Source organism: Halorubrum tebenquichense DSM 14210 (assembly GCF_000337415.1).
In the GTDB taxonomy this organism is placed as follows: Archaea; Halobacteriota; Halobacteria; order Halobacteriales; family Haloferacaceae; genus Halorubrum; species Halorubrum tebenquichense.
The window spans coordinates 1-23,463 of the sequence record NZ_AOJD01000080.1; the positions used below are offsets into that span (position 1 = coordinate 1).

At 55.3% G+C, this 23,463-nt stretch carries 17 protein-coding genes and 2 pseudogenes; 9 read left to right on the forward strand and 10 right to left on the reverse strand.

Going from position 1 to position 23,463, the window contains the following annotated elements:
* The first annotated feature begins 566 nt into the window (after positions 1-566).
* From C472_RS15195 to C472_RS16580, 3 genes are all read left to right on the forward strand, one after another.
* Positions 567-1,868 carry a hypothetical protein gene (locus tag C472_RS15195; RefSeq protein ID WP_006630739.1) on the forward strand — a complete coding sequence of 434 codons (1,302 nt, stop codon included), beginning with the start codon at positions 567-569 and terminating at the stop codon, positions 1,866-1,868.
* 757 nt (positions 1,869-2,625) lie between these two features.
* Complete coding sequence (locus C472_RS15200) at positions 2,626-3,621, forward strand: ParA family protein (protein WP_049906799.1); 996 nt, start codon at positions 2,626-2,628, stop codon at positions 3,619-3,621.
* On the forward strand, positions 3,618-4,061 hold the full coding sequence (locus C472_RS16580; RefSeq protein WP_006630741.1) for a hypothetical protein: 444 nt from the start codon (positions 3,618-3,620) through the stop codon (positions 4,059-4,061). Before C472_RS15200 ends, C472_RS16580 begins: the two co-directional genes overlap by 4 nt.
* Positions 4,062-4,091: 30 nt before the next feature.
* Here the strand turns inward: C472_RS16580 and C472_RS15205 are convergent, their stop codons facing one another.
* On the reverse strand, positions 4,092-4,484 hold the full coding sequence (locus C472_RS15205; RefSeq protein WP_006630742.1) for a winged helix-turn-helix domain-containing protein: 393 nt from the start codon (positions 4,482-4,484) through the stop codon (positions 4,092-4,094).
* 112 nt (positions 4,485-4,596) lie between these two features.
* Here C472_RS15205 and C472_RS15210 point away from each other — a divergent pair, with 112 nt between their 5' ends.
* The 5 genes from C472_RS15210 (at position 4,597) to C472_RS15230 (ending at position 9,555) form a co-directional block, all read left to right on the forward strand.
* On the forward strand, positions 4,597-5,265 hold the full coding sequence (locus C472_RS15210; protein ID WP_006630743.1) for a DUF7509 family protein: 669 nt from the start codon (positions 4,597-4,599) through the stop codon (positions 5,263-5,265).
* A gap of 218 nt (positions 5,266-5,483) precedes the next feature.
* On the forward strand, positions 5,484-5,723 hold the full coding sequence (locus tag C472_RS17630; protein ID WP_394295125.1) for a hypothetical protein: 240 nt from the start codon (positions 5,484-5,486) through the stop codon (positions 5,721-5,723).
* Positions 5,724-5,814: 91 nt separating this feature from the next.
* Positions 5,815-7,602 carry an SWIM zinc finger family protein gene (locus C472_RS15220; protein WP_006630745.1) on the forward strand — a complete coding sequence of 596 codons (1,788 nt, stop codon included), beginning with the start codon at positions 5,815-5,817 and terminating at the stop codon, positions 7,600-7,602.
* A 13-nt stretch (positions 7,603-7,615) separates the two neighbouring features.
* Positions 7,616-8,401 (forward strand): hypothetical protein, encoded by a 786-nt coding sequence (locus tag C472_RS15225; RefSeq protein ID WP_049906800.1) that lies wholly within the window; start codon positions 7,616-7,618, stop codon positions 8,399-8,401.
* A gap of 62 nt (positions 8,402-8,463) precedes the next feature.
* Positions 8,464-9,555, forward strand: coding sequence for a tetratricopeptide repeat protein (locus C472_RS15230; protein ID WP_006630747.1), 1,092 nt, complete (start codon positions 8,464-8,466; stop codon positions 9,553-9,555).
* Positions 9,556-10,839: 1,284 nt separating this feature from the next.
* Here C472_RS15230 and C472_RS16595 read toward each other — a convergent pair.
* The 5 genes and pseudogenes from C472_RS16595 to C472_RS15240 all read right to left on the reverse strand — a co-directional run bounded on the left by C472_RS16595 (position 10,840) and on the right by C472_RS15240 (position 17,299).
* Entirely contained in the window at positions 10,840-11,208 is a 369-nt protein-coding gene (locus C472_RS16595) for a MarR family transcriptional regulator (protein WP_006630748.1), read from the reverse strand.
* Between the two features lie 304 nt (positions 11,209-11,512).
* Positions 11,513-12,493 (reverse strand): hypothetical protein, encoded by a 981-nt coding sequence (locus C472_RS17635; protein ID WP_241433000.1) that lies wholly within the window; start codon positions 12,491-12,493, stop codon positions 11,513-11,515.
* Between the two features lie 65 nt (positions 12,494-12,558).
* Positions 12,559-13,248, reverse strand: a complete 690-nt coding sequence (locus C472_RS16605; protein ID WP_082238288.1) for a hypothetical protein — start codon at positions 13,246-13,248, stop codon at positions 12,559-12,561.
* Complete coding sequence (locus C472_RS16610) at positions 13,245-13,631, reverse strand: DUF7344 domain-containing protein (RefSeq protein WP_006630749.1); 387 nt, start codon at positions 13,629-13,631, stop codon at positions 13,245-13,247. Before C472_RS16610 ends, C472_RS16605 begins: the two co-directional genes overlap by 4 nt.
* Positions 13,632-16,474: 2,843 nt before the next feature.
* A pseudogene (locus tag C472_RS15240) lies at positions 16,475-17,299 on the reverse strand (IS5 family transposase).
* A gap of 1,199 nt (positions 17,300-18,498) precedes the next feature.
* Here C472_RS15240 and C472_RS17910 point away from each other — a divergent pair.
* Positions 18,499-18,633 (forward strand): annotated as a pseudogene (locus C472_RS17910) (IS5/IS1182 family transposase); the annotation flags it as partial.
* Positions 18,634-18,800: 167 nt separating this feature from the next.
* On the opposite strand, the gene C472_RS15250 reads toward C472_RS17910, so the two are convergent.
* The 4 genes from C472_RS15250 to C472_RS16625 all read right to left on the reverse strand — a co-directional run bounded on the left by C472_RS15250 (position 18,801) and on the right by C472_RS16625 (position 22,973).
* The gene (locus C472_RS15250; RefSeq protein WP_006630751.1) at positions 18,801-20,489 is read right to left on the reverse strand and encodes a ribonucleoside-diphosphate reductase subunit alpha; all 1,689 of its coding nucleotides are present in this window, start codon (positions 20,487-20,489) and stop codon (positions 18,801-18,803) included.
* 2 nt (positions 20,490-20,491) lie between these two features.
* Complete coding sequence (locus tag C472_RS15255) at positions 20,492-21,502, reverse strand: ribonucleotide-diphosphate reductase subunit beta (protein WP_006630752.1); 1,011 nt, start codon at positions 21,500-21,502, stop codon at positions 20,492-20,494.
* Between the two features lie 28 nt (positions 21,503-21,530).
* Entirely contained in the window at positions 21,531-22,019 is a 489-nt protein-coding gene (gene nrdR, locus C472_RS16620) for a transcriptional regulator NrdR (RefSeq protein ID WP_006630753.1), read from the reverse strand.
* A gap of 354 nt (positions 22,020-22,373) precedes the next feature.
* Complete coding sequence (locus C472_RS16625) at positions 22,374-22,973, reverse strand: hypothetical protein (RefSeq protein ID WP_206536593.1); 600 nt, start codon at positions 22,971-22,973, stop codon at positions 22,374-22,376.
* Positions 22,974-23,463: the final 490 nt, after the last annotated feature.

Consider the following 23,463-nt stretch of genomic DNA (forward strand, 5'->3'; position numbering starts at 1 on the left):
GAGTCATCAAAACCCGGAAGAAGCCACGGATAACGCTCAGCCGGTTTCTTGATTGGCTGGACAAGGAGCTGATCACACTCATTTAGAGCCCGATCTGGGTTAGCCCTTCGAGAGAGGCATCACTAGTTGCTGAGGTATATTTCACCAGATAAGTTTAGATATTGTATTAATTCTGGTTATTCGATAGTTATTAGAGCGTAATCTCGGCTGTTTCTATCGGGTATTGCCCCGAATAGCGTCTATCCCGTGAACGTTTTCACCGCCATTCGCAACTCCACTTCTCAGATTCTATATAGCGAGATAAAGTTTATCGAGACGACCAATCCGGGTACAACTCCTCTCTCGACAGAATCCCAGCGATCTGCGTTCACATCCGAGCAAATCACGAGAAATACGTTACTTTGTCTTATTCCGGTAAGACAGAGTAAACTCTTAGTCACCCCCACCCGTGGCCGCAAACGAGGCAGATTCAGAACTATGGCCCACGCTTCCCGAGAAAGTCACTCCAGCCGGAGCACCGCGTCCGCAACGGTGGTCCGACGGCACAACCCCTACTTGGAAGCCCGATGACGGGTCGTCGCTCCGTCGAGACGCCGATCGAGGATACGTTCACGAAATACCTCACGGACAAGGGGAAGGGCGACGCCGGCGAGGAGGGTGCGTACCGAGCGGACGCCGAGCGCGAGTTACATCGATTCCGACGCTGGTGTCTCGGCCACACGTCCGACTCCGCGAACGCGTCGCCGCCGGAGTCGTGGGGTGGCATCGTCGACGGCGACACCGTCCGGTTTGTCGACCTCGACACGACTGTTTTCTCGGACTACGCGCGGTATCTCTCGACCGCCGGGTACGCCGCGGGGACCGTACTCACCTACTACGCACACGTCGCCTCGTGGTGTGGCTGGGCGCACGCACAGGGGTATCTCCCGCGGCACTATGCCCGGGAGTCGGATGCGGAAGACCCACTTCCCGAAAACGACGGCCGACGTCCAGGCGACCAGCAGGCGTGGGAGCCGATCCACCGCGACCTGATCACGCAGTTCGTCGACCGCCGGGTCTCCGAGGCGTTCGACGCGCTCGGCGCGATCAAAGTCTCCCACGCCGACCGGGGCGACCCCGAAAGCGAGGTATGGCAGGCCAAGCAGAAGGCCCGATTCACAGCGTATCAGCGGTGTCGTGAGCAGGCCCTCGTGTACGTTATCGCCTATACAGGCCTGCGTGGCTCGGAGTTCCTCTCCGCGCCGAAGGAGGACCGCGAGGGCCGCAACGGCATCCGATGGCGAGACGTGTCGTTCGCAGACAGCAGCGTCACCGTGTTCCGAAAGAGTCGCGAGTGGAAGGAAGCATCGCTGCCTGAACCCGTTATTACGCCGCTGAAACGGTACGCCGAGGTGCTGGACGTACCGGACTCGTGGCCGGTGTTCACGACGCTTCACCGACCGTCGCTCGCCTCCCACGTCACTGAGGGGCTTGCCGACGCTGGTCTCGACGACGACACGATCGAGCGCGTCCGAGCAGGGGCACCCGATCTGATCGTGGCTGCCGAACACGACCTCGACGCGCCGAAGCCGCTCACCACGGACGGCGCACGGTCGATCATGGAGCGGCTCTGGACCCACGACGCGCTTGCGGAGCGTCGCGACGAGTTGGATCTCTCACTCGATGGCAACTATCTCGAACTCCACGGCGGTCGGCGTGGGGGGGGTGAGGTTCTCGTTCGACAATTTGGCTACGCCGCGGCCGCGCGGTATCTCGATAACAGTGAGGAACAGGTCCGTGAGGCCTACCAGCACATCGAGGCGGCCGAACGTGCCGACATGGCGACCGAGGCGTTTTCACAGACCGACCAGCGGATCAGTGACCGGTAGAGCCCTGTTGAGATCAACGACGAATGATGACCATATCCTCTGCGGTCAGTCCGTCAGAAAGGAATCATCCAGAAAACTGGTGCCGATTTTCGACGAATGTGACGAAATCGAAGACCTTGACGAGCTGAACTACGATCTTAGCCATGCTGTGAGAGGGCGCGTTCGATCCCGCCGGTAAGTCATTCGTGTAGATAGCGATCGATTCTGTCCGTCCCTGTTCGAGGAGTGTTGCTTTCCCCCCACTCACTTCCGCATCTGCTTGCTCTATCGTGTGCTCGGAGACAGTCGGTGGCGGCAGAAATATACTCGCGAACCAGATCTATGGTCGCTGAAACGATGAATTTGAGTAGTCGACCTCTTCGAGAAGCTGTACCCAGCCAGCTTCGATCGCATCTTCTACCGGAGGAGTCCCATAGGGATAGGATTCGGCATGAGTTACGAGAGTCTCATCCTATCAAATGCAAGCCCGGAATCAATCGCAATCTATTATTTGTCCATCATAAACGCCTGTAACAGCCGTCTGTAACAATCTGGTAGATGCCAGCTACATACTCACCAAGTTCGCCACGGACATCATTACAGAGTTCTGTAACAGTTATCTATAACAACTATCTGTAATTATTGAGTGGCTGCGGATCACGGAGTTTCCACGATTACAGTAAGCTATTACAGATAGCTGTAGCAGATATCTATTACAGATATATGGCACAGATGTCTGACACAGATTTATACTATAGGAGGTGAGATTACGAGGCGTATGATTACGGCCGTAGTTTACTCGGAGTCAGGTGGAACGTACAAGACGACAATGACGGCCAATATCGCAGTCGCGCTCGAGCGCATGGGTCAGAACACCCTCGTGCTGGATCTTGATCCGCAGGAAGGGAATCTGACCAGTCTCTTCGATGTCGGCGAGCGCCGGGGTGATCCAGATGCGGATAATCTGGTCAAACACATCCTCGACATGCCAGACGGAGACTTCCACGATCTCATCGAAACAACTGCTGAAGGCGTCGATATCATCCCGAGCCACGATATGCTCAGCGACTTTACATCCAACCTAGAGCAGAAGATATCCTACGAAACAGGGATGCAGAACATGAGCCGCGAAGAGTATCCCCGGTATGAACTGCTATATGAATTGCTCTGGAACAAGCAGGAACTACACGACGAATATGACGCTGTCCTTATCGATCCAAACGCACGAGCGGAGGACCTACTCTATAACGCCATTTTCGCACTACGGACACTCGTCGCACCCGTCAAACCAGCTGGGAAGGGGAATCTGAGTTTGGAAGGACTGGAGGAACTCGTCGGTAACATGGAGAGTCAATTGGATATCGAGATTGGACTGTCCTGTGTCGTTCCATCAGGTGTTGGTCAAACGAACGCCCACCGGCAATACCAGCAACAGTTCGAGGACACCGAGGCATTCGCCACCCCCGTCACCATCGGGAATCGAGAAAGTCTCATGGATGCCATGTGGGAGGCCAGAGGGTCGGCGTTCAAGGTGATCGAAGAGCGATGGAAAACCTTCGAGAAGGATGGTAAGATGGTGAGTGAACCCGGTCAGCGGCGGGTGCGTGACAGGGAAATAGAGACGCTACAGAAATTGTATGAACTCGCCTGGTTCATCGCGACCGACACGTTCGACGCCGACGTCGACCCAGTACTGGAACTCGAGATTCAGGATCACAAAAAGAAGATCATCAGCCTGCGAGAGGCTAATACGACGGAGGTGACAACCGCATGAACAATTTCAAATCCGGTTCAGGGAATCTTGATTTCGGGGAGAGCGACGAAACTGACGAAGAAGACGAAACTCCCGCCGAAACAACGGAGACTCAAACCGAGGACGAAAAGCCTGAATCGAAACCGAGGGAACAGACCTCTTCAACCGCACCGACACAAGGAGCCACAGAAGAGGCAGCAGCTGGTTCTCCACCCGAGGAATATCCGTATTTTGTCCGGCGGAACAACGTCGGTGACGAACGCGACACACGGCTCGAAATCCATGTTCGAGATAAAGTAGCGGATCAGGAAACTGAATTCCGAAATACACTTGCCAACCAGCTTGGAGTGAACGAGATCTCGAAAACAGACGCTCGAGAGTTCGCCCTTCTCGCCGCATTTCACCATCCCAAGCGTGTCGCTGAACTGATGCGGAACGAGGGGTTTGGTGCCCTCGATTGACGTCCGCCTGCGACTACGCGGAAGAGGATATTATGAATAAGCGTCGTTGAATTCCCGTTCACGACGCATCAGCTCTTCAACACCGTGCTCAAGGATACCGCGCCCCATCGCTGTCGGCCGATAGTACGTATAGAAGCCCTGGCTGTCAGCGGTCCGTCGCTGGCGCTTGTCGATGAGCCCAACATCGACCAGTTCGTCGAGGTGGTAGTGGAAGTTGTGGGATTCGACGTCGACCGCGGCCTTGAGATCGGCAGCACTCAGTTCGTCGTTGGCGACGAGCGTGCGGAGGATCCGAAACCGCGTCGGGTGGCCGATCGCCTGTTGCATCGCGAGATACTCCTCGAGGGTCAGCCCGCTATCCTTGGGAAGCGGCGGGTCCGGCCGACGAACGTCCTCTGTTGGCGGGCGATCAGTTTCGGACATTTGGGGGCGCCTCAGACCACAGGTTAGGACGCCATGTACTTAGTCATTCTCGACTAGAATATCTCTGAGAATACCCATATTTATATACTATCGTCCTGAATCAACGACTCGAATGCGGCAACGGATTATCGACAATCTCTCCCGTGCCGTCGGTGACTCGGAGGCACTCGCTCCAGTCCAGCGGGAACAGTTTCTCGTCTATCTGATGGGCCCATACCGGACGTTCGACGTCGACGCGCTGCTGCCGGCAGACGCCGATGTCGAAACCGATGCCCCGTCATTTGCAACGTGGGACGAGACCAGCGGCGAGTACGCCGAAGACGAGGTGTTGCGGCTCCTGCAGGAAACGCGGGACTGCCTCCGCGACCGTGGCTTCAATGCCTTTCTCGCGATTGACGTCGGGATCCCGCTCGATGAGATGGATGCCGCCACACAGAGTATCGCCTTTGCGCAGGCGAGTAATGCAACGATTTTTATCGCTCCACAGGTCGGCGATAACCTCGGCGTCGGGATCGAAATCGGGAGCGTACTCGAGGACCTCCTATCGACAGCCGGGATGCAGGGGCCGGCGTCTGACGCGACGCCACCAACACGGACGCGACGGGTCATGGTTGCGACCGAACCATCGGTTCGAAGTGCGATGCTTGGCGCCGTCCACACACGCTGGGACGCCAGCGTCCGGACGTTCACCGATGCCGCGGACTGCTGTCGGCTCTGCGCGCAATTCTGCACCCATATTCAGAACGAGGAACTCTATGGATCGCTTGACCGTTTAGACTGATCGGACTCGCGGCCAGCCTGGGAGGATCGAATGAGAAGCTGTCGCCGCCGGATCCGGTGCAGGAGTCACCCGACAGCGATACTCGTCATTCCTTACTGCACCTCAGAGCCGGTGTGAAAGCTCGTGAGTTCATCGATCCGATCTTCCAAGTCCTCGATCTCGCTGCGGAGTACGTCTGCCTCCTCCCTTTCACTGGCCGCAAGTCGATCCTTCAATTCCTGCAAACGGGTCTCTTTCAGGTCCTCGCTGATGTCGACGACCAGCGGACAATCGTGATCTATCAGCACGCGATTCTGATGGTTATCGCTAGTGAGGGACAGACAACAGAAACACGAGAATTTACAGTCGAACTCTGGGAAGGGCCGCCGGACAGCCTTCCGCACGACCCGGATGATCTCGTCACAGCATTCCTCAATGAACTACTGGCAACCACCGATACAGTTCGCACAGAGTTCTAAATTCTGTCGACGATGAAAGAGTATCAACGAGCGCGATGTCCTAGCCTTTTCTATCGAGCGACATCGTAGAAGGGAGACAGAAGAGACACCGATGGCACAGACACCAACGATCACCGAGGCAGCCATCCGCACCCTCGCTCGACCGCAGTCATACGATCGAGGCGAGGACTACTACGAGCAGGGGGCTGTCCGTGACATCACGTGTCGAGGCGACCGATTGCGAGCGTCGGTCGAAGGGAGTCAGTACGAGCCCTATCAGGTCCAGATCGAGGTGGATGAGACTGGTATCGTGGACACGACGTGTTCCTGCCCGTACGATCAGGGTGGAATCTGTAAGCATCGTGTCGCCGTCCTCCTGACATACAGCCGCAATCCCGACGAGGTCAGCCAGCGCCCACCGATCTCCGAGCTGGTCGCTGACACAGATCCAGCGGAACTTCAGAACCTCCTTGTTGATCTCGTCGAACGCCAGCCCGACTTAGGAGAGTGGATCGAATCGCAACTCGAAACAGCCCAGTCGGACGCCACTGTTGACGGCTCCGGTAGCCAGAGCCCAGAGATAAACCAGGACTCGATTCGACAGCAAGTTCAGTATATCCTCCAGCCCCCGACGGGACGTGGAGGCCGAACTCAGGATCCGTATACAGCAGTCGAAACCGACGTCAAGAAGCTTGGCGACCTGCTCGATCAAGCGTGGGCAGCTATTGAAACAGATGACGGCGAGACGGCCTTGGATGTTCTCGAACCACTCGCAGATGAACTGATGAACAAAGCGTGGCTCGCGCTCTCGTACGACGATTCCCAGGCCATTTTCAAGTTTTTTGATGAGGTCGACACGGCGCTGGCCGAGGCACTCCTCACGGCTGATCTCTCCGACGCCGAACGCGATGACTGGGAGGCAAGACTACAAACATGGCAGCGTGAGATGGAGAGCTATACGGACCGACCACCGTACAGCGTCGCCCTCGACGTCGTCCAGCGAGAGATGAGAGCAAACAGTAGGTACGCTGCCCTCTGGGACGGTAACCCACCGTGGTACGCCGAGGACGTCATTAAAGCCAGACTCAACGTCCTCGAACGACAGAACCATGTCGACGAATATCTGGATCTGGCGGCCGCCACCGACCAGATCGGCGACTACACGACGCTGCTCGTAGAGGAGGGCCGTATCGACGAGGCGATCGAGTATGGCCAGCAGAACCTGCACGCGCCCGACAACGCACTCACACTGGCCAGAGCACTCCGAGAACACGACCGACCACAGGCAGCCCTAGAGATAGCCCAGTACGGATTGTCCCTAGACGGCAACGGGAAGGCAGATCTGGCCGAGTGGCTCCGCGACAGAGCCGCCAGCTTGGACGAACCGGAGGTGGCGCTAGAGGCGGCCGTCGCCGCGTTCGAAGCCGCACCGACACTCGCGGCCTACCAAGCGACAAAAGAACTCGCGAGTGAAGACTGGCCGGCTGTTCGCGAGGAGATGCTGGAATCGCTTGCAAACCGAGATACGAGCAAGCGGAATGCGCAACGACATGTCGAGATCTTCCTGTACGCCGGGCGGTACGACAAGGCCATCGCCATCGCGGACCGGTTTTCTGACGACATGGTGGTCGAACCGGTCGCCGACGCCGTCTTCGAGGAGCGCCCAGAGTGGACGATCGACGCCTGTAAAGCACAGGCCGAACCGATCATCGAGGAGGGAAAATCACAGCAGTATCGACACGCCGTAGACTGGCTAGCGACAGCCGGAAATGCGGCCGACGCTGCGGGCGAGCTCAACGAGTGGCGGGCCTGCGTACAGGATCTCCGGAATGAACACTCTCAAAAGTACAAGCTCCGACCGATGTTGGAAGAGTTACTCGAGGAGTTCGAAGATCGATAGCACAATTGAGATAATGACTGACACGGATACCACAGATCGATTTGTTATCGAAGTCAGCCAAGTGGGCACTGTCGACCACATCGTCAACCTCGAAGCAGACTCAGCGGACGGGTCGCCGTACGCACCTCGACAGGACTTACCAGGCAAAAAGCTGTGTGACCGGAGTACACGTTCACCCGCAAGCGAGTACATTACACTTCGGGACTACGCCGACTGGAAAGGTTTCGACAAGACGGCCCTCGAAGGTGATGCGCCGGACGAGATATGTTCGTATTGCTGGACAGCGGTAGTCGAACATGCGAAGCGAGGAGAACAGCACGAATGCGATGACGTCGACGAACGCACCGGGACAGTCGGGTACCGTCTCCGATGGAAACAGAAGGGGCGTGCCCGCAAAGAGTGGTATGACATCGCCGTCCGGCCCGAAACAACTATGACAGAACTCGACAGGCTCGTCTGTCGGTTCACCACGCTCAATGACTTGCATCTTCGAATGTATGGACTCGAAGACGAATACCTCGACTCAACACTCAATATCATCCCAGATCAGCAGTTTACCGAGGTCAGAGACCCCTCATACACGAACGCAAGCGAGGTAACGATTGCTGACATCGCCGAACGTGCGACACTCTGGGACGGCGACAAACTCAGCATGGTCTACGATTTTGGAACCCCCTCGCGCTATTACGGCATCGTCAGGGAGGTGTACGATCCAGAAGAGATCGAGAAATTCTTCGAAGAACGTGACCCGATCGCAGCGACCGAGACAGCCGCGATCATCGACGAGAAACGACCCTAACAATGGCCACGAGCGGACAGGTGCCCCGCTCTTTTTTACCACACTCCACGAACACGCAGTCAATGGCCGACTGCCCGTACTGTGAGCGATCCTTCGCGGACGAATCCGATATCCGCAAGCATCTCTACGAGGACCACGAGTCCGACGAACTCGGTCGGATCGACACCAAACGGGTTGAGCAGTACCTCGACAACCATGACCTCAAAGAAAGCGACAGCGATGCCACCCATTCGCAGCAAGACACGGAGGAAGCAGTAGGCATGACCCCGGCGACTAACCGCCAGTCGGAGGAGCGGTGGGAGTTACATGACGTACAAGCGCTATCGACGAGGGAGATCACGGACAAGCTTGCCGAGCACGGTATCGACACGACCGAAGCGTCGTTTTGTGACCGTGCGGCCGCGGTTGACTCCACAACGGCACTCGCCGACCAGTGGGAGGACGACCACGACGTCAACGCGTCGGGGTACGATCAGGATTTCATCTGGATGGCAGCTGAAGTGCTCTGGAGCCGATGGGCACCCGATCTCCCCTATCGGGAACGGATCTATGACCTGGTACAGGACGGTCGAGAACTCCGTGAGCAGGGGGACGACACCGAAGCCTGCGAACAGTGGCTGAATGCCTGGGAGATCATCGTCGCCGTCACGCCGGACGACATCACGACAATCGAAGCGGCTGACGATCACCTTCCGAATGTACTTTCCCTAGAAGCATTTCTGCGATCACTCGACAACGACCTTGCCACCCTGGCAGCGGACGACCCAACCTATCACGAGCGACGTCTCGAGTTCTGTCGAGAGATCTGTACCCAGTTTCCGGATACACCCGACGAGTTCCTCCTAGACTTCCGCCACTTCGTCGCTGACTCGCTGACAGATCTAGGACGAGTGACCAAGAGCAGAAGCGAGTTCGAGACGCTCATTCGAGACTACCCCGAGGATCCGTGGGCGTACAAGAAACTCGCGGATAGCTACTGGCGGGAGGAAGCTGACGAGCCAACAGTGGAGGAGCTGGAACGCGCCGTGAAATTGTACGAGCAGGCGCTGAATGCCGAAGGCCCCCTCGAACAGCCAGCAACTGTCTCTGACCGAATCGACGATCTTGAACGCCGGTTAGCTGATGTGGATACGCCCGATGTACAAGAGAAATAGTGAGTCCCTGTTGGCTGGTTTACGATGTGAGCGAACCGTACCCGTCAGCAGACAATCCCAACTATCATTTTAACCAACAGTAAACAGCGTTGTCTCGCATTCGTTGGTTAACACGATCTTTCTGTAGCTCCACATAACTCCGAGCGATGCTGGTAGCGAAATTCCAAGACACGGTATAAAAGGAGAGAAGACAACCTCAGCGGTTGCGAGCGACCGCCGGGCGATCGTGGACGGCGATCCGTTCTGGGAGCCCGGTCGCTCCGCAGACGGGACACTCCACAAGCGGCGTCGGCGGGAGATTGCGACACTGTTCGCGGGCTGCCTCGAGATGCGCGCGGACGACGGGCGACTCACACCGCGTGATCGCCTGTGCGAGATACATCTCGAGTGCTTCGCGGGCCGTCCGTTCGGGCGTACGTCTCTCGCGCCCAGTCATCAGAATCGTTCCGGTCGTCGGGTGGCGGTAGTCAAATACCGAGACGACTGTCTGTCGGTGGACATCCTATGCTTAGCTTTGAGAGGGGAACAGCCGCTGACCACATCAGTATCACCGATGTCTGGAGTGACGAACGCGCTCATCCCTTTCTAACTGCACCTTCCCTTGGGAGATACAAACGACACGGCCCAGAGCGCCCCAACTATCTAACCACTACCGCCCCGCCACCACCACGGGTTCATCGTGTATCGACTCAGACGAAGGCCTCACTAAGTGATCTAGACGGTTCCTCTTGGTAGGGTGATGACCGTTCTCCTCACTATCTCGAAATAAATCACACCCACCCCCCGTTTGCGAAATGCTCTGGGTGAAATCGGCGGGTGGGTGGGGGCTCGTGGTTGCCGGTTCACACGGTGAAAACACGATAGAGACGGTCTCTAAACACGAGAAACAAAAGAAAAGACTGCTGTATTGTCTGCTGGTCGGGTGCCGTCCTCGATCCCTCGTTGGCACTCATGTTAATTGTAGTGCGGGTGCTGTTCAAACGCTTTTCTATTAAGCGTTTCCTATAGAAACGGTTAATTAGAAAACGGGCGTCACAGATAATCTAACCGCTAATATCCGTGTTTTATGCGGTCTCACGGCCTCTTCTGCTGGACCCACCCCCACCCCAGATCCCGCGTTGCATTTCGCAAAAGGGGGGTGGGGGTAGATACCGGGTTTTCGACCCTATATCAGATCTTAAGAATATCTCTTTCTCTCCTTGAACGGGTGTCTCCTGATTCCCACAATGAGAACTTCCGCTCAAACCGTACTATTTTTCGACTCCCCTCACTGGATATTTTTATTCAGTTATCTGGATCGATGCTTGGAACTTCTTGTTCCCAGCCCTCTTCAGCGTAGCTGTCGTCGTTGGGTGTCGCCTCAAATAGGCGGACGGCTGAATCAAGGGACTCAAGACGATGTTTTTGCTCTTCGACTTGATGTGGCTCAATATAATACACATCGTCTGCTCGATTAATGAGTTCGTTCTCGAAGAGCCGAGCCAAGGCATTCACAGCAGTTGTCTTGTCGAGGGCTGTTCGAGCTGCGATTTCACGTGGCGTGAATCCGTACTCGTGGTGTGTAACAAGGAAGCTGAGAGCCTTACACTGGTTTGATTCTGGTTTAACTGGGAACAGCTCATTAGCTGTGAGTTCGTCGACGGGAACTGGCATCCTTGTTACGACTTATTAGAAGGTGATATTACAGTTTCGCAGGGTCGTCGTCCCGGATAGAATAGGAAGCATATCGTGTCGCTACTCCCAGACTGCGTCGGTGACCCGCCTCGGGCTTGATTCCGAGGCACTCACCTTGTTTCCTCTGTAGAAATCGTGATTAAGTAGGGTTCCTGAGAATATCGGACACCCCCATGAGTGCCGGTGAAACCAACCGCGGAGGTGCTTCGAAGAAGATCAAAAACTCTGAGAATAGAAGTCCAAATCTGGCTAGTTAGCTACTCAACACTCTATCCTACCGGGCTTAATGACCAGCAGCAGGATGGGCATCATCGTCGTCTTGGTCGCTCTCGATTGGCTCGTAGTCGGCACCGTTTCCAACGGGAGCAAACCCTGGGACGTAGCTGAAGCGTTTCCCTGGCTCCCCACGGAACATTAGTGGGAACGAGCCGCGATCCTCTCGAGCCTGATACTGCGGCCCCCACTCGTTAAGTGCCGTAGTCGGCTTCGCTACATGTGGAGCAGGGAGTTCTGCACGCTCTAGATCCTTGAGTGTGAGTACCCGTACTTCGAGTTCGCGTGCGAGTTTTTCGGCTCGCGGAGTGAGTTCGGTTGTGTGACAGAGTACTGGCATCGCACGGCAGGCAAACGCTACCGTACAGAGCCGAAAGAGGACACGCGGTGTGATTGGATCCGTCGTCCAGTCTTTACACTGGGCGACGATCCAGTCGCTAGGTTCCTGCTGTTTCGTTCGTCGCCGAGCGACGACATCAACCTCGAGACTGAAGATGTGCTGGCGTCTTGCCGCCCCGTATCCCCAGCGGTTGAGTGCTCGATCGAGTTGATACTCAAGCCACCGCCCATCACTGTCACCACGACCCCCGACATGTGGGTCGATTTTGCTAGGGTTGATATCCGCTTGAGTGGCCAGTACTGGACTTTCTGTTGGCACCGTGGGAAGAATGTCGCGTAGCGCTGTAGCGTGCTCAAGCGCTGTTGTGAACTTCTCAGCGGGTGCTTCGTCATAGTTGGCGTCTACCAGCGCAGCCCGCAGTGAGCGGATTAGCCAGCATAACTGTTCTTCGACGTGAGCGAGCGCATTCGCGTAGTCGTCGGCAGAATCTAGCACACTGTCGTCGGTCGAGTCATCATCACAATCTGGGTCAGGGAGTATCCGTTCGGCCTCCGTAATCGGCTGGCTGGTTAGATGCATGAGGCGGCGGGCGAACATCCGCTGGTCAGTTGTGAGCGTGTGGTCGCTTTCGAGTGTTTCACGGAGTGACATGAGTGTCTCCGTGAGCGAGCGCAGGTGATCTGCGTACCCGTCTGGGAGGTGAGATTTGTCCGGGGTCATCGTGTAAGTGGGCTGGGGGTGAAGTGGTGGCGTGCCAGTGAGGTTTCTGAGAGTGCTCGGACGGTTGGCTGACCCTGTTCTTGGAGATGGTGGGAGAGTGCTGCTTCGTCGGTGACGGTGACCCACTGAGGGCTGTCGGCTTCCCGGTACCGCAGTTCGTCGTCGACGGCCCCAAGCACACCTTGTTCAGTTGTCGCCGTTGCGTCGAAGACGAGGACGTCTGGATCCGGATGTGTCCACGTACCGCGAATCCAGTCGAGCTGTGTCTCGATCGTCGGCGGGTCAATGGGATTCGGATATTGTGGTTCCGCTGGTGCGCTGATCGCAACGTCGGTGACACTGTCGCGACCACAGATACGCCAGCTTTCACCTGTCCACTCGAGTTCACGGCGGGTCCAAGTGTTGCCGTCGTTGTCTGGGTCGAGGATAAGCCGTCGCGGTGGAGTACGAGGTAGGTCCCACTGGAGGACACATGACCCATTGTCGGGGAGTGTACGGTCATCCGTTCGACGTTGGTGTTCGAACAGCGCAGCATCGATCTGTGACCGTGCTCGCCGTAGTGTGGCGAGAGGGTCTGCCGGTGTGGCTGTTGTTTCATCGGCTTCGTCAACCGCCTCAAACAGTCGATGGAGGCGGGTGTCGATGTCTCGAAGCGTCTCGAGAGCACGGGCTTGTGTATCAGTCATGCGGTCTCCTCAGAATCTGGCTTGTAGCAGGCTGTCTGGAGTCGGCGGATGTACTCGGCGAGTGGTTCAGTTGCGTCTGTCGCGGTTACTGTCTTGGAGCGGTCATCGTAGTCGACTGCACCGACTTCATCGAGGGTCTCGAGATGCTGTTGGGTCAGCGCGATATAGACCGACGTGCGTTCGTCGCTGCCGACCTTGCTGGGGTCAATTGCGTTTTCGATGGCCGCGATCTCGATTGCGAGCTCATCAGTAGGGACTGCCTTGGAAGCGCGTGATACGGATAAGACGACGCGACGCCGGCGACTATTTCCGAGTGCATTGAACGCGACATCGGGATCCATAGGGATAGCAAGCGATGCCGTCTCGTCAGCTGTGTTCGTCATTCAGCTCGCCTCCGTGGGTGGGTCGTCCGTCGATATGATTGCCGTCTCTTTGACGAGCCGTACTTAGCTAGGTACTCATCGAGATTGTCCTGTCGGCATGGCTGCGACTCTCGGGTTGAGTCGGGAAGTTGACTGCCGATAGTATGGATGTCTGCGCTACTGGCTGCTTCGTCACGCTGGTGGGCGGTTTGTACGATGCTGTGTGTCAGTGGGTCCGTTTGTGGAGTGGCGCTCTGAGAGACAGAGTTATGACTCCTGACCCGGGTACTTTGGCCTGCTGTCATTGGTCTGGCAGCACGATTCCTCCGGCGTCCGAGCGCCGGGGGAGTTCTCTCGGATCGTGCTATTCCGGCAAATGAGCGATTGTGACTTTTATATTCGTGTCACAAATCGCGTCCACTGTATTCTCGTTTTTGAGTGGCTGTACCGCTCGAATCAGTCCGTAGTCTTAATCTCTTATTAAATCACACTCCACTCCCACTGGTAGCTAAAAATATACTTCTCATAGATGATGAGTCTGAAATCAACGACGTCTAGCGTAGCAAGAACTGATGTTAACTCTCTCCGCTATCACTTCGTTGATGTTGGTACCGAGATGGACGACTGTGGTGAGGATGACCCACCATGCCCGACAGACCTCGCCAGCGACGAGTCGATCAGTCATCATTTTTTCTGTCTCCTCAACCGCATCTCATTCACCAAGGACTTCCTTTTGTACAGCAGACTCCTCGTCCGATCGGTCTGGATGATGCCCTACGCTCTGAAAGTACGGTAGTGGACTGTCGGTTAACTCCACACCAGCGACGCCGGCAGGCAACGATCGTTCGCTAGCCGTCTCAAATCGTTCGACGACCTCTGATGTTGTCGAACTCACACCAAGATTGTCGATGAGATGATCAAGTTTCGAGTCCCTCTGCTCGTACCGGTATCGCATCTTGCGTGCTTGGACCCCTTCGCGGAGAAGCAGTACAACTGCTCGACACTGTGGGATGTCATGGTACGCTCTTCTAGCGGAGATTGTTGATACAGCTCAGTCGAACTCGAAGTGAGTGCTAAACCCCACGGAAATCGGTTTACAAGATGATTCTCGAACCGAAGACAAACCCGTCAAACCGCAAGAAGGCGGACCATCAACAATCTTCTACACATGAGCGGTCATGGTATTCAGAGATAGCCTGAATAATCCCATCTAGGCCCTCGTCGGTGTATGAGCTGATCTTCGTGCCTGTGTTGATTCGACTGCTTTTGAGTGAGTGGCTTAATGCCGGCAAGTAGATATCGAATTGGTATCTACCGGCCCCGGCTACTCCCCGCCGCCACGCCCCCATCTGGCTCCGCCCCGAACACGCTCACTGGCTCCGCCCTGAACGAATCGCCGACGACAATCCGAGAGCGATAATCCCTCGTCAGTCTACACCCCCACCTCTCTCCCTCGTCTCTCATCTTCTGCTCTGCTGATCGCTGTCTCCCGCGTCTGCTGGTCCGGTCGTTGTTGGTTGTGCCATCGGTTCGCTGTTTGAGGTCTCGGCTGGCCTCGCTGTTCGCTCGCGCTCGTCGGTTCGGGATTTGGTCATCGTTGACGTCGCTGTCGGTGGTAGTGCTGTCGCGATGTCGCTTCCGCAGTCGGTGGTGTCAGTGTCGTCGTTGATACATCCCACCCCCGATCTCGCATCGCGCCCGCAACACTCGACGTCGTCGACGCAGTCCCCACCCCCACCCTCGCATCGCGACGGTGACTCGCAGGTGGTGTCGTCGCCGCCCGCCGCCGCTGGTTCAGTCTCGGGTGTCGCGTCGTAACAGGTGTCCCCTGGGGTCGCTGTCGCTGTCGGTCTCGTCTCGTTGTTCGTCGTCGATGCTGGTCCAGTCTCGTTTCGGTGGTCGCCCTCCGTCGTCGGTGCTGGTCTGTTCTCGCTGAGGCGGTTCGGTATTCGTTCTCAGTGCTCTGCTGATCTCGCTGGGGTGCTTCGGTGTCCGTCATCGTTGTCGATCGCTGTTCGATGTGTCGGTGGTCTTCGCCGGCGCTGTTCTCAGCCTGTCGTCCCCAGCTGGGCTAGTTGTCGATCGCGTTCGTTAGTCGGTCGGTGGTGCCCCCCGCGGATCTGCTGGTGCGTCTCGTCGGTGGTCTCTCTTTGCTGGCGTTGTCCGCCGGTGGTGTGTCTCCCCCCGTCGCTGTCTGTCTCGCATCTGCTTTTGGGGATGGGTCTGTCGTCCCCTCAACACCCATCTTCTGCGCCGCTCTCCGAGGGTTCCATCCACTATCATCATTCTGATAGTCTTCGCCTCACTGCTCCGTCCGCTCTTTCTTTCTCCGGGGTTGTTTCTCGGCTCTGTCCCGAATCGTTCGCTACGCGACTATCTACTGAACTTCATCTCCCCTGAACCCTAATTGTGTGAATTCGGCTGAACATGTGTGACAACCAGAGGATTTCCCATAGTATCTCTAAAGCTTTCTCATCGTATGGCTGAACGTGTGTAGTTGATTTCGGAGGTGTTAGACTAATTACGGATCCCCCGAATCCCGCCACTATCTGGTAATTAGCCATATTATAAATATTATATGTATATTATTATATAAGACCTCAAATCGGATACCGTCCGGTAATTATAGGAACTGGAAAGATAATTTGGCCGCTTATTATGAATCTATCTGAATCGGCTGCCGTACGGTAATTAGCGATCTAATTATAGATACTCGCAATCCTGCCGCCATCTGGTAATGAGACTGGATGTAGTAAGGAGGTCAGTCGAGTTCTAGTAGTTATCATAGAACCCCTATATCGCATTGCCATCTGGTAATTAGTGAACTAATTATAATGCTCTGTTGAATAAACGTTGAGTCACAGTTACAGCGGCTCACACAGCGGTTCTATGTTGCTGATGGCGAACATGAGGACAATTTCACGGAACTGTCGATACCAGCTCAGCGCTCGCACGGCATCGCCGAGCGAGCGCTTCGTTGTCGAGTAAGATGTTTCGGCCATCCACCGCTGAGAGTAGCCATTTGCTCGGTTGAGTGCGTTGTTTGCGGCTGCTTTCGCTGACGAGCCGCGGTAGTGAACGAGGTATTCAACGTCATGTGCGGCGATTTCGTACTCGGTATGCCAGTCTTGGAAGCTGTTATCGGCGGCGACGGACTGCAGGTCGTCCGCGTTTCGGCGGACGACCTGCGGTCCGGTCTTTGTATCATGCTTCCACCGTGCTGCGATGTGAACATCGAGAACAGCAAGTGATTCCACATCAGTCAATGTCGTCGCTTTGAGCGTCTGTATTGTTCGTACTGCCCGCTGGCGGAAGTACGATGACGCACGTCGGCGGTCGAAAAACGTGCTGTCGAGCGCAGCGTGACCAGACTGCGGGTGCTGCTGCGCGGAAACGCGCAGCAGCGCCCGCCACACCCACATTTATAGCCGATCAAACGACTTGTAGATCGTCGTATGATCGGGGAGATCGTCCTGATCTAAGTTGAGCGCATCACGAACCTCGGCCATGTACTTCAGCCGATTCGGCGTTTCACGGTAGCTGCGCTCGTCTTCGACCCGAAAACAGTGTAAGACGACGTGAACCCAGCAGGCGAACCCGCCGCTGGCGGGCTCGCCCGCGTGCTTCCCTAACGCTTGTTTAGCTAGGTCACGACATTGCTCAATGAAGTCGAGGATGTCGATCTCCATGTCAGGTTCGATTTCCTCGGCTTCACCCTTCTAAACCGGTGATATCGGCTAATAAGATCGCTCTTCAACAGAGCAATTTCGACAAACGTGTCGTTACAAAAATTCGCAGTGCTGAAGCCAGATTTACGATACCATACCGTTTCCAGCCGATTAGTTTGAGTTCGTGAGAGATGTTCGGAGATGTGTCACGCCGATAAAAACAATGAGCGCGAGCAGGAGAACTAGCTTGAGGCTGACGAGTTGCCCAACCGATATCGTAAGATACACCGACGGTTGCGTTCCGAGCCAGGAAGTTGCTTGATACACCCCAGTCGCAAACACCCCAATCACGAGGAGGGGAACGTATCGCTGAAAGCGTTGAACTGGCCGATCTATCGAACTGTCGTCACGCGCCAGCGCCGGTACGACTACCCCGTTGTGCCAGAGGGCAGCACCGATCCAGAGGCCCACACCCCACAGATGGAGCGTTCGCACGACAATATCGAGTGTCGTGCCGCCCTGTCGCTCGATATCGCTCCAGGCGAGTCCAAATAATCCCACGACGGCGAGTCCTACAACGAGCTGTGCTCCCCACCACCGTACATCAGCGACCGCACCCTCTTTCCAAATCATACTGTAGACGAGCGCTCCTAAGAGGGCTAACGCAGTCCCGACCAGTAGGAACTCTTGGCTACGTAGCGTTCCGAACTGCGTAACAACTCTGAAACCGATACCGACAAACGCTCCGCCGACATTCGTCTTTAGTTAATACTCTCAGTAATACTAACTGGGCCCAGTTTCCGATCGAATTCTGTCGATTTACTCCCGCTACGGCGAGAAAACCGTGTTTCTAGGGTTGCTTTATCGCTTGGTTTCGGTGGGTACGGTGTCTAGCTCGTTCAATTAGTGCTCTCAAATACTACTAGGCATGATGCTACAGATAAATATTACTATCAGACTTAAGTAAAGACGAATGGTCGCCGAGTCTTGGGAACACGATCGAGATGGGATCGAGACGCGCGCACAGGAGGTGACGGACGCCGTCCGAGAGCAGTTCGAGGGGCCCTCAACGAAACCCCGAGTCAGTACCGGATTGGTGTCTAACAACTTCGAATCGGCCGCCGACGCGGCCACGTCTCGGGCCGATCGCGAACACGGCGGATTCGGATCTGGAAACAAGTTCCCACAGCCGAGCCGACTTCACGCGCTGTTCCGAGCATATGACCGAAACTGTGAACTCAGCTGTGAAGCGCTCGCTCGGCTTCGCCGTGCGAGCGCGGTTGTGGTTCCGCGAGTTCCGTGAGATTACCCTGATGTGTATGATCTACAACATCAAGCGCTTCGTCAAACAGTGAGTCTCTACACCTTACAGCGATTCAACACAGCTCACCGTCGCGTCACCCTTGCCCGCTACGCTTTCACAGTGACGGCTCTACTCTACCAACAACGTGCTTCCCATGAGCGATATATAAAATCTAATAATTTTTAGATGCGATCATACTATCACACCTCCAATAGAAGATCAGCTCTCGCAGGCCTTACATTCGAGAAGATTTCGGCTGAACTTCTGTGCGGCATTCACACTCTTCTGGTAGTAGAGACTTTTCACGCCTTTCTCCCATGCTTTGATGTAGAGCTGATTGATCTCCTTTGTGCTGACTTCGCTAGGGTCGATCGAGATGTTGATGCTCTGCGCCTGGTCGATGTGTTCCTGTCTCTGCGCTGCTTGGTTGATGATGGCCATCTGTGGGATTTCGGCCATGGTCTTGAACACATCCTTCTCTTCATCCGTCAGGCAGTCGAGATGCTGTACGCTACCATCTTTATTTGCGATACTATCCCAGACCTCTCTGTTGTCTTTCCCTCGCTCCTTCAGGATTGCCTCAAGGAACCGATTCTTCTGGGTTGACTTGAGCTTCGCGCCGTCTCTCACGAAGTAGTTCGCCTTCAGCGGTTCGATACTCGGGCTTACCTGTCCGAGGATGACGCTGCTCGACTTTGTCGGGGCCACGCTCATCGTGGTTGTGTTCCGCCGTCCGTACCCTTCGAGCACCTCTGGCTCGCCAAACTCGTCGGCGAGTCGTTCACTCTCTGCGTAGCTCTTCTCTTTGATCGTCTGGAACACGCTCTCGTTCTTCTGCATCGCCTCCATACTATCGAACGGGATCATGTTGCTCTGGAGGTAGCTGTGCCATCCGAGGACACCGATACCGATAGCTCGATGCCGCTTGGCAAACTGTACAGCTCGCTCCATGAACTGCGTCCCTTCCGTTTTCTGAATGAATTCCTCCATCACGGCGTCGAGGAAGCGAGTCAACGTCTCGACCGCGTCCGTGTCCTTCCACTCGTCGTAGTGGAGCGCATTCATACTTGAGAGACAGCAGACGAAACTCTCATCCGGGTTAGCGGGGAGCGCGATCTCGGTACAGAGATTCGACGCATTGATCTGGTAGTCCTTGTCTTTGTACACCTGCGGCTTCCCCTCATTCATGTTGCCTCTGAAGATAATGTACGGGACGCCGATATTGATCCGCGTCTCAATGATCTTCGCCCACTTCTCTCGCTTTTCGGTATCGCCGTCGACCATCTCCTGGAACCAGTCGTCGCCGATGATGACGCCGTAGTAGATATCCTGCACCGGGTCACCCTCGGTCTTGATGTTGAGCCATTCATCGAGGTCGCCGTGCTCGATGTCGATATAGCCCGCGAACTGGCCTCTCCGGGTTTCACCTTGACTTACGACGTTGATCGCGGTGTCGAAGAGCTCCGTGAAACTATAACTCCCGTTACTTTTTCCATTGTTCGTGATCGGACTGCCTCGTGGACGTATTTCACCGAAGTATCCGCTCGTACCTCCGCCCAGCTTCGTCATTTCACCCACTTCGGCGTGGGTGTATAGGATACTCTCCATACTGTCCTCGATGTAGCTGCCGAAGCAGCTGATGGGGAGGCCTCTGTCCAGTCCAAAGTTTGCCCAGATCGGGCTGGCGAGGCTGTAGTACCCGCGGCTCATATACTCGTAGAACCGGTCTGCGAAGCCGTCTTCGTCGAGGATCTCTTCGGCGTTCTCTGCGATCTGTCTGATCCGTTCTTTCGGATCAACGCCCTCGAGTAGGTATCCCTCTCGGAGGAACTCGACGCTGTCGTCGTTCAACCAGTAGAACGGTTCCTGGTGTTCTTTTTCTACTTTGGTGAGTTCTGCTTGCGACATTATTAGAACATCTCCTCTGCCGTGACACTCTGTGTGTGTTTGTTGTACGTGGTCGACCGCTTGCTGAAGAAGTCGTTGTCCTTGGTCATCATAATATCTTCATCGAACCACCGCGTCTCTTCGAGCAGCTCGTCATCGGTCTCGAATACTGGGTCCACGTCGACGTTCTCCAGACTCTGATTGAACCGATCCTTCAGGAACTCATCAACGTGCTCTCGGGGGAGGAACTCCAGCTCGCCGTCCTCGAAGATCCAGTCGAGAATGTCCATCTCAGCCTCATAAGCCTGCTGACAAGCCTCTTGGACATCCGCTTCGAGTTCATCATCGAACATCTCCGGGTTCTCTTCTTTGATCGTCTCGACCAATTCAACTCCGAACAGCCCGTGGATCTGTTCTTCTTTGCTGGTTGCTTCGACGGCGTTTGCGATCCCCTTGAACTTCTTCTCGTGCTTGTCGAAGCTCGTCATTATCAGGAACTGGCTGAAGAGCGAGACGTGCTCGACAAACGTACTGAACAGGAGGATATTTTTCACATACTCCTGTTTGTCATTCTCTTCGTTGGTTTCTAGACACCGGTCAAGGTACTCGATTCTGTTTTTGATAGCAGGAACCTCAGTCACCTGCTCGAAGTCGTCTTCGATTCCGAGGATCTCAAGCAGGTGGCTGTAGGCGTCCATGTGTCGCACTTCGCTCTCCGCGAAGGTCATACCTACATTGCCGACCTCTGCTTTAGGCATCTCTTCGTAGATATCTGACCAGAAGGTTTTCACCTGCACCTCGATCTGTGCGATAGCCAGCATTGTCCGCTTAATAATAGTCTTTTCCGCAGGGGTCGTGTTAACCTTGAAATCCTGGACATCGCCCGAGAAGTTGAATTCCGTATGTACCCAGTAACTGTTGCGTATCGCATCAGTGTAGTCACGGAAGTCGCTGTACTCGTACGGTTTCAGATGTGTTCGTTCGGAGAAGATGTCGGACTCTGCTTCTCCACTCGTGGTTTCGTTCTTACTCATTAGTACGTCTGTTTCGTGTGCGTTTGTGTCATTGTGATCTGTTCGGGTCTTCGAAATCGTCTAGCTCCGCATCTAAGACCGCATCAAGCTCTTTTAGGAATTCTTGTGGCTCAGAAAATGATTTATAAACTGAGACAAATCGGATATAGGCTACCTGATCAAGTGTCCGAAGGTTCTCAGAGACAAGATCGCCGATCAGACTCGACGAGATAATCCGTTCGTCTCTGGCCCGCAGTTCTGCCTCGACTGTCTCCAGCAGTTCTGCGACTTGCTCGTCTGTTATTGGTCGTTTCTCTACGGCTCGAATGATGCCGTTACGGAGTTTCTGCTTGTCGTATGGCTCAATGTCTCCGTTCCGCTTTTTCACTTGGAGCGAGTCCCATTCTGGGCGCTCGTATGTGGTAAATCGGAACGAACAACGGCAGCATTCGCGCCGCCGCCGCACAGTATCTCCACTCGCGTTTGAGCCTGTATCGAGGACACGTGTGCGGTCGTTATCGCAGTCTGGGCAGTTCATGTGTTTGATTGTCGGATTCCTTTCTCGAACCCTACCGTATATATGGGATAGTCAGTTTTACCACAATATATGCTATGTCGAAGCCAGTACTAAATACTACTGGTCCGATTGTACTAGTACAAATAGAGTTGTTTCTGGAGGTTGTGAGACTCTCACCGGCCACGGATGTCGGACGCTGATTATTTCACCGAGCCCACACGCCATCGTCGAAGCCGATAGCGTCGTTCCACTTACCGACCACGGTGGCGACCGCCAAGTCGCCGGTAACGTTGTTCATCGTCGCTCTCCAAAATGATCGTCGCCACTCGGTCTGTCCGAATTTCCCATCCAGTGGTATTGTTCGCGCCCTGGCGATTAAGTGCGTCCGCTCACCAATTGTCTCAGCAAATCTAGAGATTCTCGGTTTGATGTCTCCGTACCGTAGACTCTGACGGAGTCCACGCCAGCGTAGCCGTGTTCGCCGGTGTCATCACGCTCCCAGTACAGCCATCCAGTCTCCTCCTCACCATCAAGTCCCATGTCGTCAACCGGGAAATCCAGAACTAGCACTTCGTGACTGTCACCATGAGAGCTTTCGATCTCAGTGACCTCCCCGTCGGCAAGTGGGCGTGCACCTTCGCCGTCCTGAACAACGAACCGGGACCCGAACCGATAGCGCACAGGTTCGTCCGTGGGGTCGAACGTCTCTCGTTCACCATCACCGTTGAGGAACTCCGAGGGATGGACGGCAACCGATACTGAGTCGTGTTCGTCTACGTCAATAAAATTCTCTGCGTTATTTGGTTGAATATCGATATCAAGTTCAAGGGGAAAGTGTGCGGCTGCAACACCACTCAGAGCGGGGATAGCCGCAACGGTGGTAGCAGCGCCGAGCGTGCCCTTGAGGTAGCGCCGTCGCGTTGTAGTGTCGTTCTTCGGTTCATCATCAGTCGGTGTAGATCGTTGCGTTCTCATACTGCAGGATGAGAGACAGTGCGTGGTAGTATGGCGATTCTGGTACGATCAGCGAACGTCAGTCACGACGAATAGGTAAGCATAACAACTCGCCCACCACCGTATCCGACGAGTATCTCTTCGGTCCCGTCGTTGTTAATTTCGCATACGCTCAGAGATGTCCAGAGAGGAACATTCCACTCGTAGAAGGCCATCTCTACACTAGTGTTAGGATCAAGGACTACAACCGTCCCACTATTCAAGAAAGGTAGTGTTCATCGAATGCGAAAACACCGACGGCTGGATCGCGATCGACGATTCGGTCGGGACGGAACTTCGAGGAGACAGATCGACTGGACGTAAGCGAGGTGGGCGGTCCTGATCGCGTTCTGCGAACAGCTCCGCGACGACAACAAACTGATAACGCTCTTGGGTAGAGGATTGTTGGTCAGTTCTCAGCTGGAGCTAGAAGTCACAGCAGGCAAGGGTGACGCAACCGCGTCACCCGACG

Excerpts from the sequence above, each read along its gene's own strand:
- C472_RS15195 (WP_006630739.1), top strand. The coding sequence starts at position 567 with ATGACGGGTCGTCGCTCCGTCGAGACGCCGATCGAGGATACGTTCACG.
- C472_RS15200 (WP_049906799.1), top strand. The coding sequence starts at position 2,626 with ATGATTACGGCCGTAGTTTACTCGGAGTCAGGTGGAACGTACAAGACG.
- C472_RS16580 (WP_006630741.1), top strand. The coding sequence starts at position 3,618 with ATGAACAATTTCAAATCCGGTTCAGGGAATCTTGATTTCGGGGAGAGC.
- C472_RS15205 (WP_006630742.1), bottom strand. The coding sequence starts at position 4,484 with ATGTCCGAAACTGATCGCCCGCCAACAGAGGACGTTCGTCGGCCGGAC.
- C472_RS15210 (WP_006630743.1), top strand. The coding sequence starts at position 4,597 with ATGCGGCAACGGATTATCGACAATCTCTCCCGTGCCGTCGGTGACTCG.
- C472_RS15220 (WP_006630745.1), top strand. The coding sequence starts at position 5,815 with ATGGCACAGACACCAACGATCACCGAGGCAGCCATCCGCACCCTCGCT.
- C472_RS15225 (WP_049906800.1), top strand. The coding sequence starts at position 7,616 with ATGACTGACACGGATACCACAGATCGATTTGTTATCGAAGTCAGCCAA.
- C472_RS15230 (WP_006630747.1), top strand. The coding sequence starts at position 8,464 with ATGGCCGACTGCCCGTACTGTGAGCGATCCTTCGCGGACGAATCCGAT.
- C472_RS16595 (WP_006630748.1), bottom strand. The coding sequence starts at position 11,208 with ATGCCAGTTCCCGTCGACGAACTCACAGCTAATGAGCTGTTCCCAGTT.
- C472_RS17635 (WP_241433000.1), bottom strand. The coding sequence starts at position 12,493 with ATGTCACTCCGTGAAACACTCGAAAGCGACCACACGCTCACAACTGAC.
- C472_RS16605 (WP_082238288.1), bottom strand. The coding sequence starts at position 13,248 with ATGACTGATACACAAGCCCGTGCTCTCGAGACGCTTCGAGACATCGAC.
- C472_RS16610 (WP_006630749.1), bottom strand. The coding sequence starts at position 13,631 with ATGACGAACACAGCTGACGAGACGGCATCGCTTGCTATCCCTATGGAT.
- C472_RS15250 (WP_006630751.1), bottom strand. The coding sequence starts at position 20,489 with ATGTCGCAAGCAGAACTCACCAAAGTAGAAAAAGAACACCAGGAACCG.
- C472_RS15255 (WP_006630752.1), bottom strand. The coding sequence starts at position 21,502 with ATGAGTAAGAACGAAACCACGAGTGGAGAAGCAGAGTCCGACATCTTC.
- nrdR (WP_006630753.1), bottom strand. The coding sequence starts at position 22,019 with ATGAACTGCCCAGACTGCGATAACGACCGCACACGTGTCCTCGATACA.
- C472_RS16625 (WP_206536593.1), bottom strand. The coding sequence starts at position 22,973 with ATGAGAACGCAACGATCTACACCGACTGATGATGAACCGAAGAACGAC.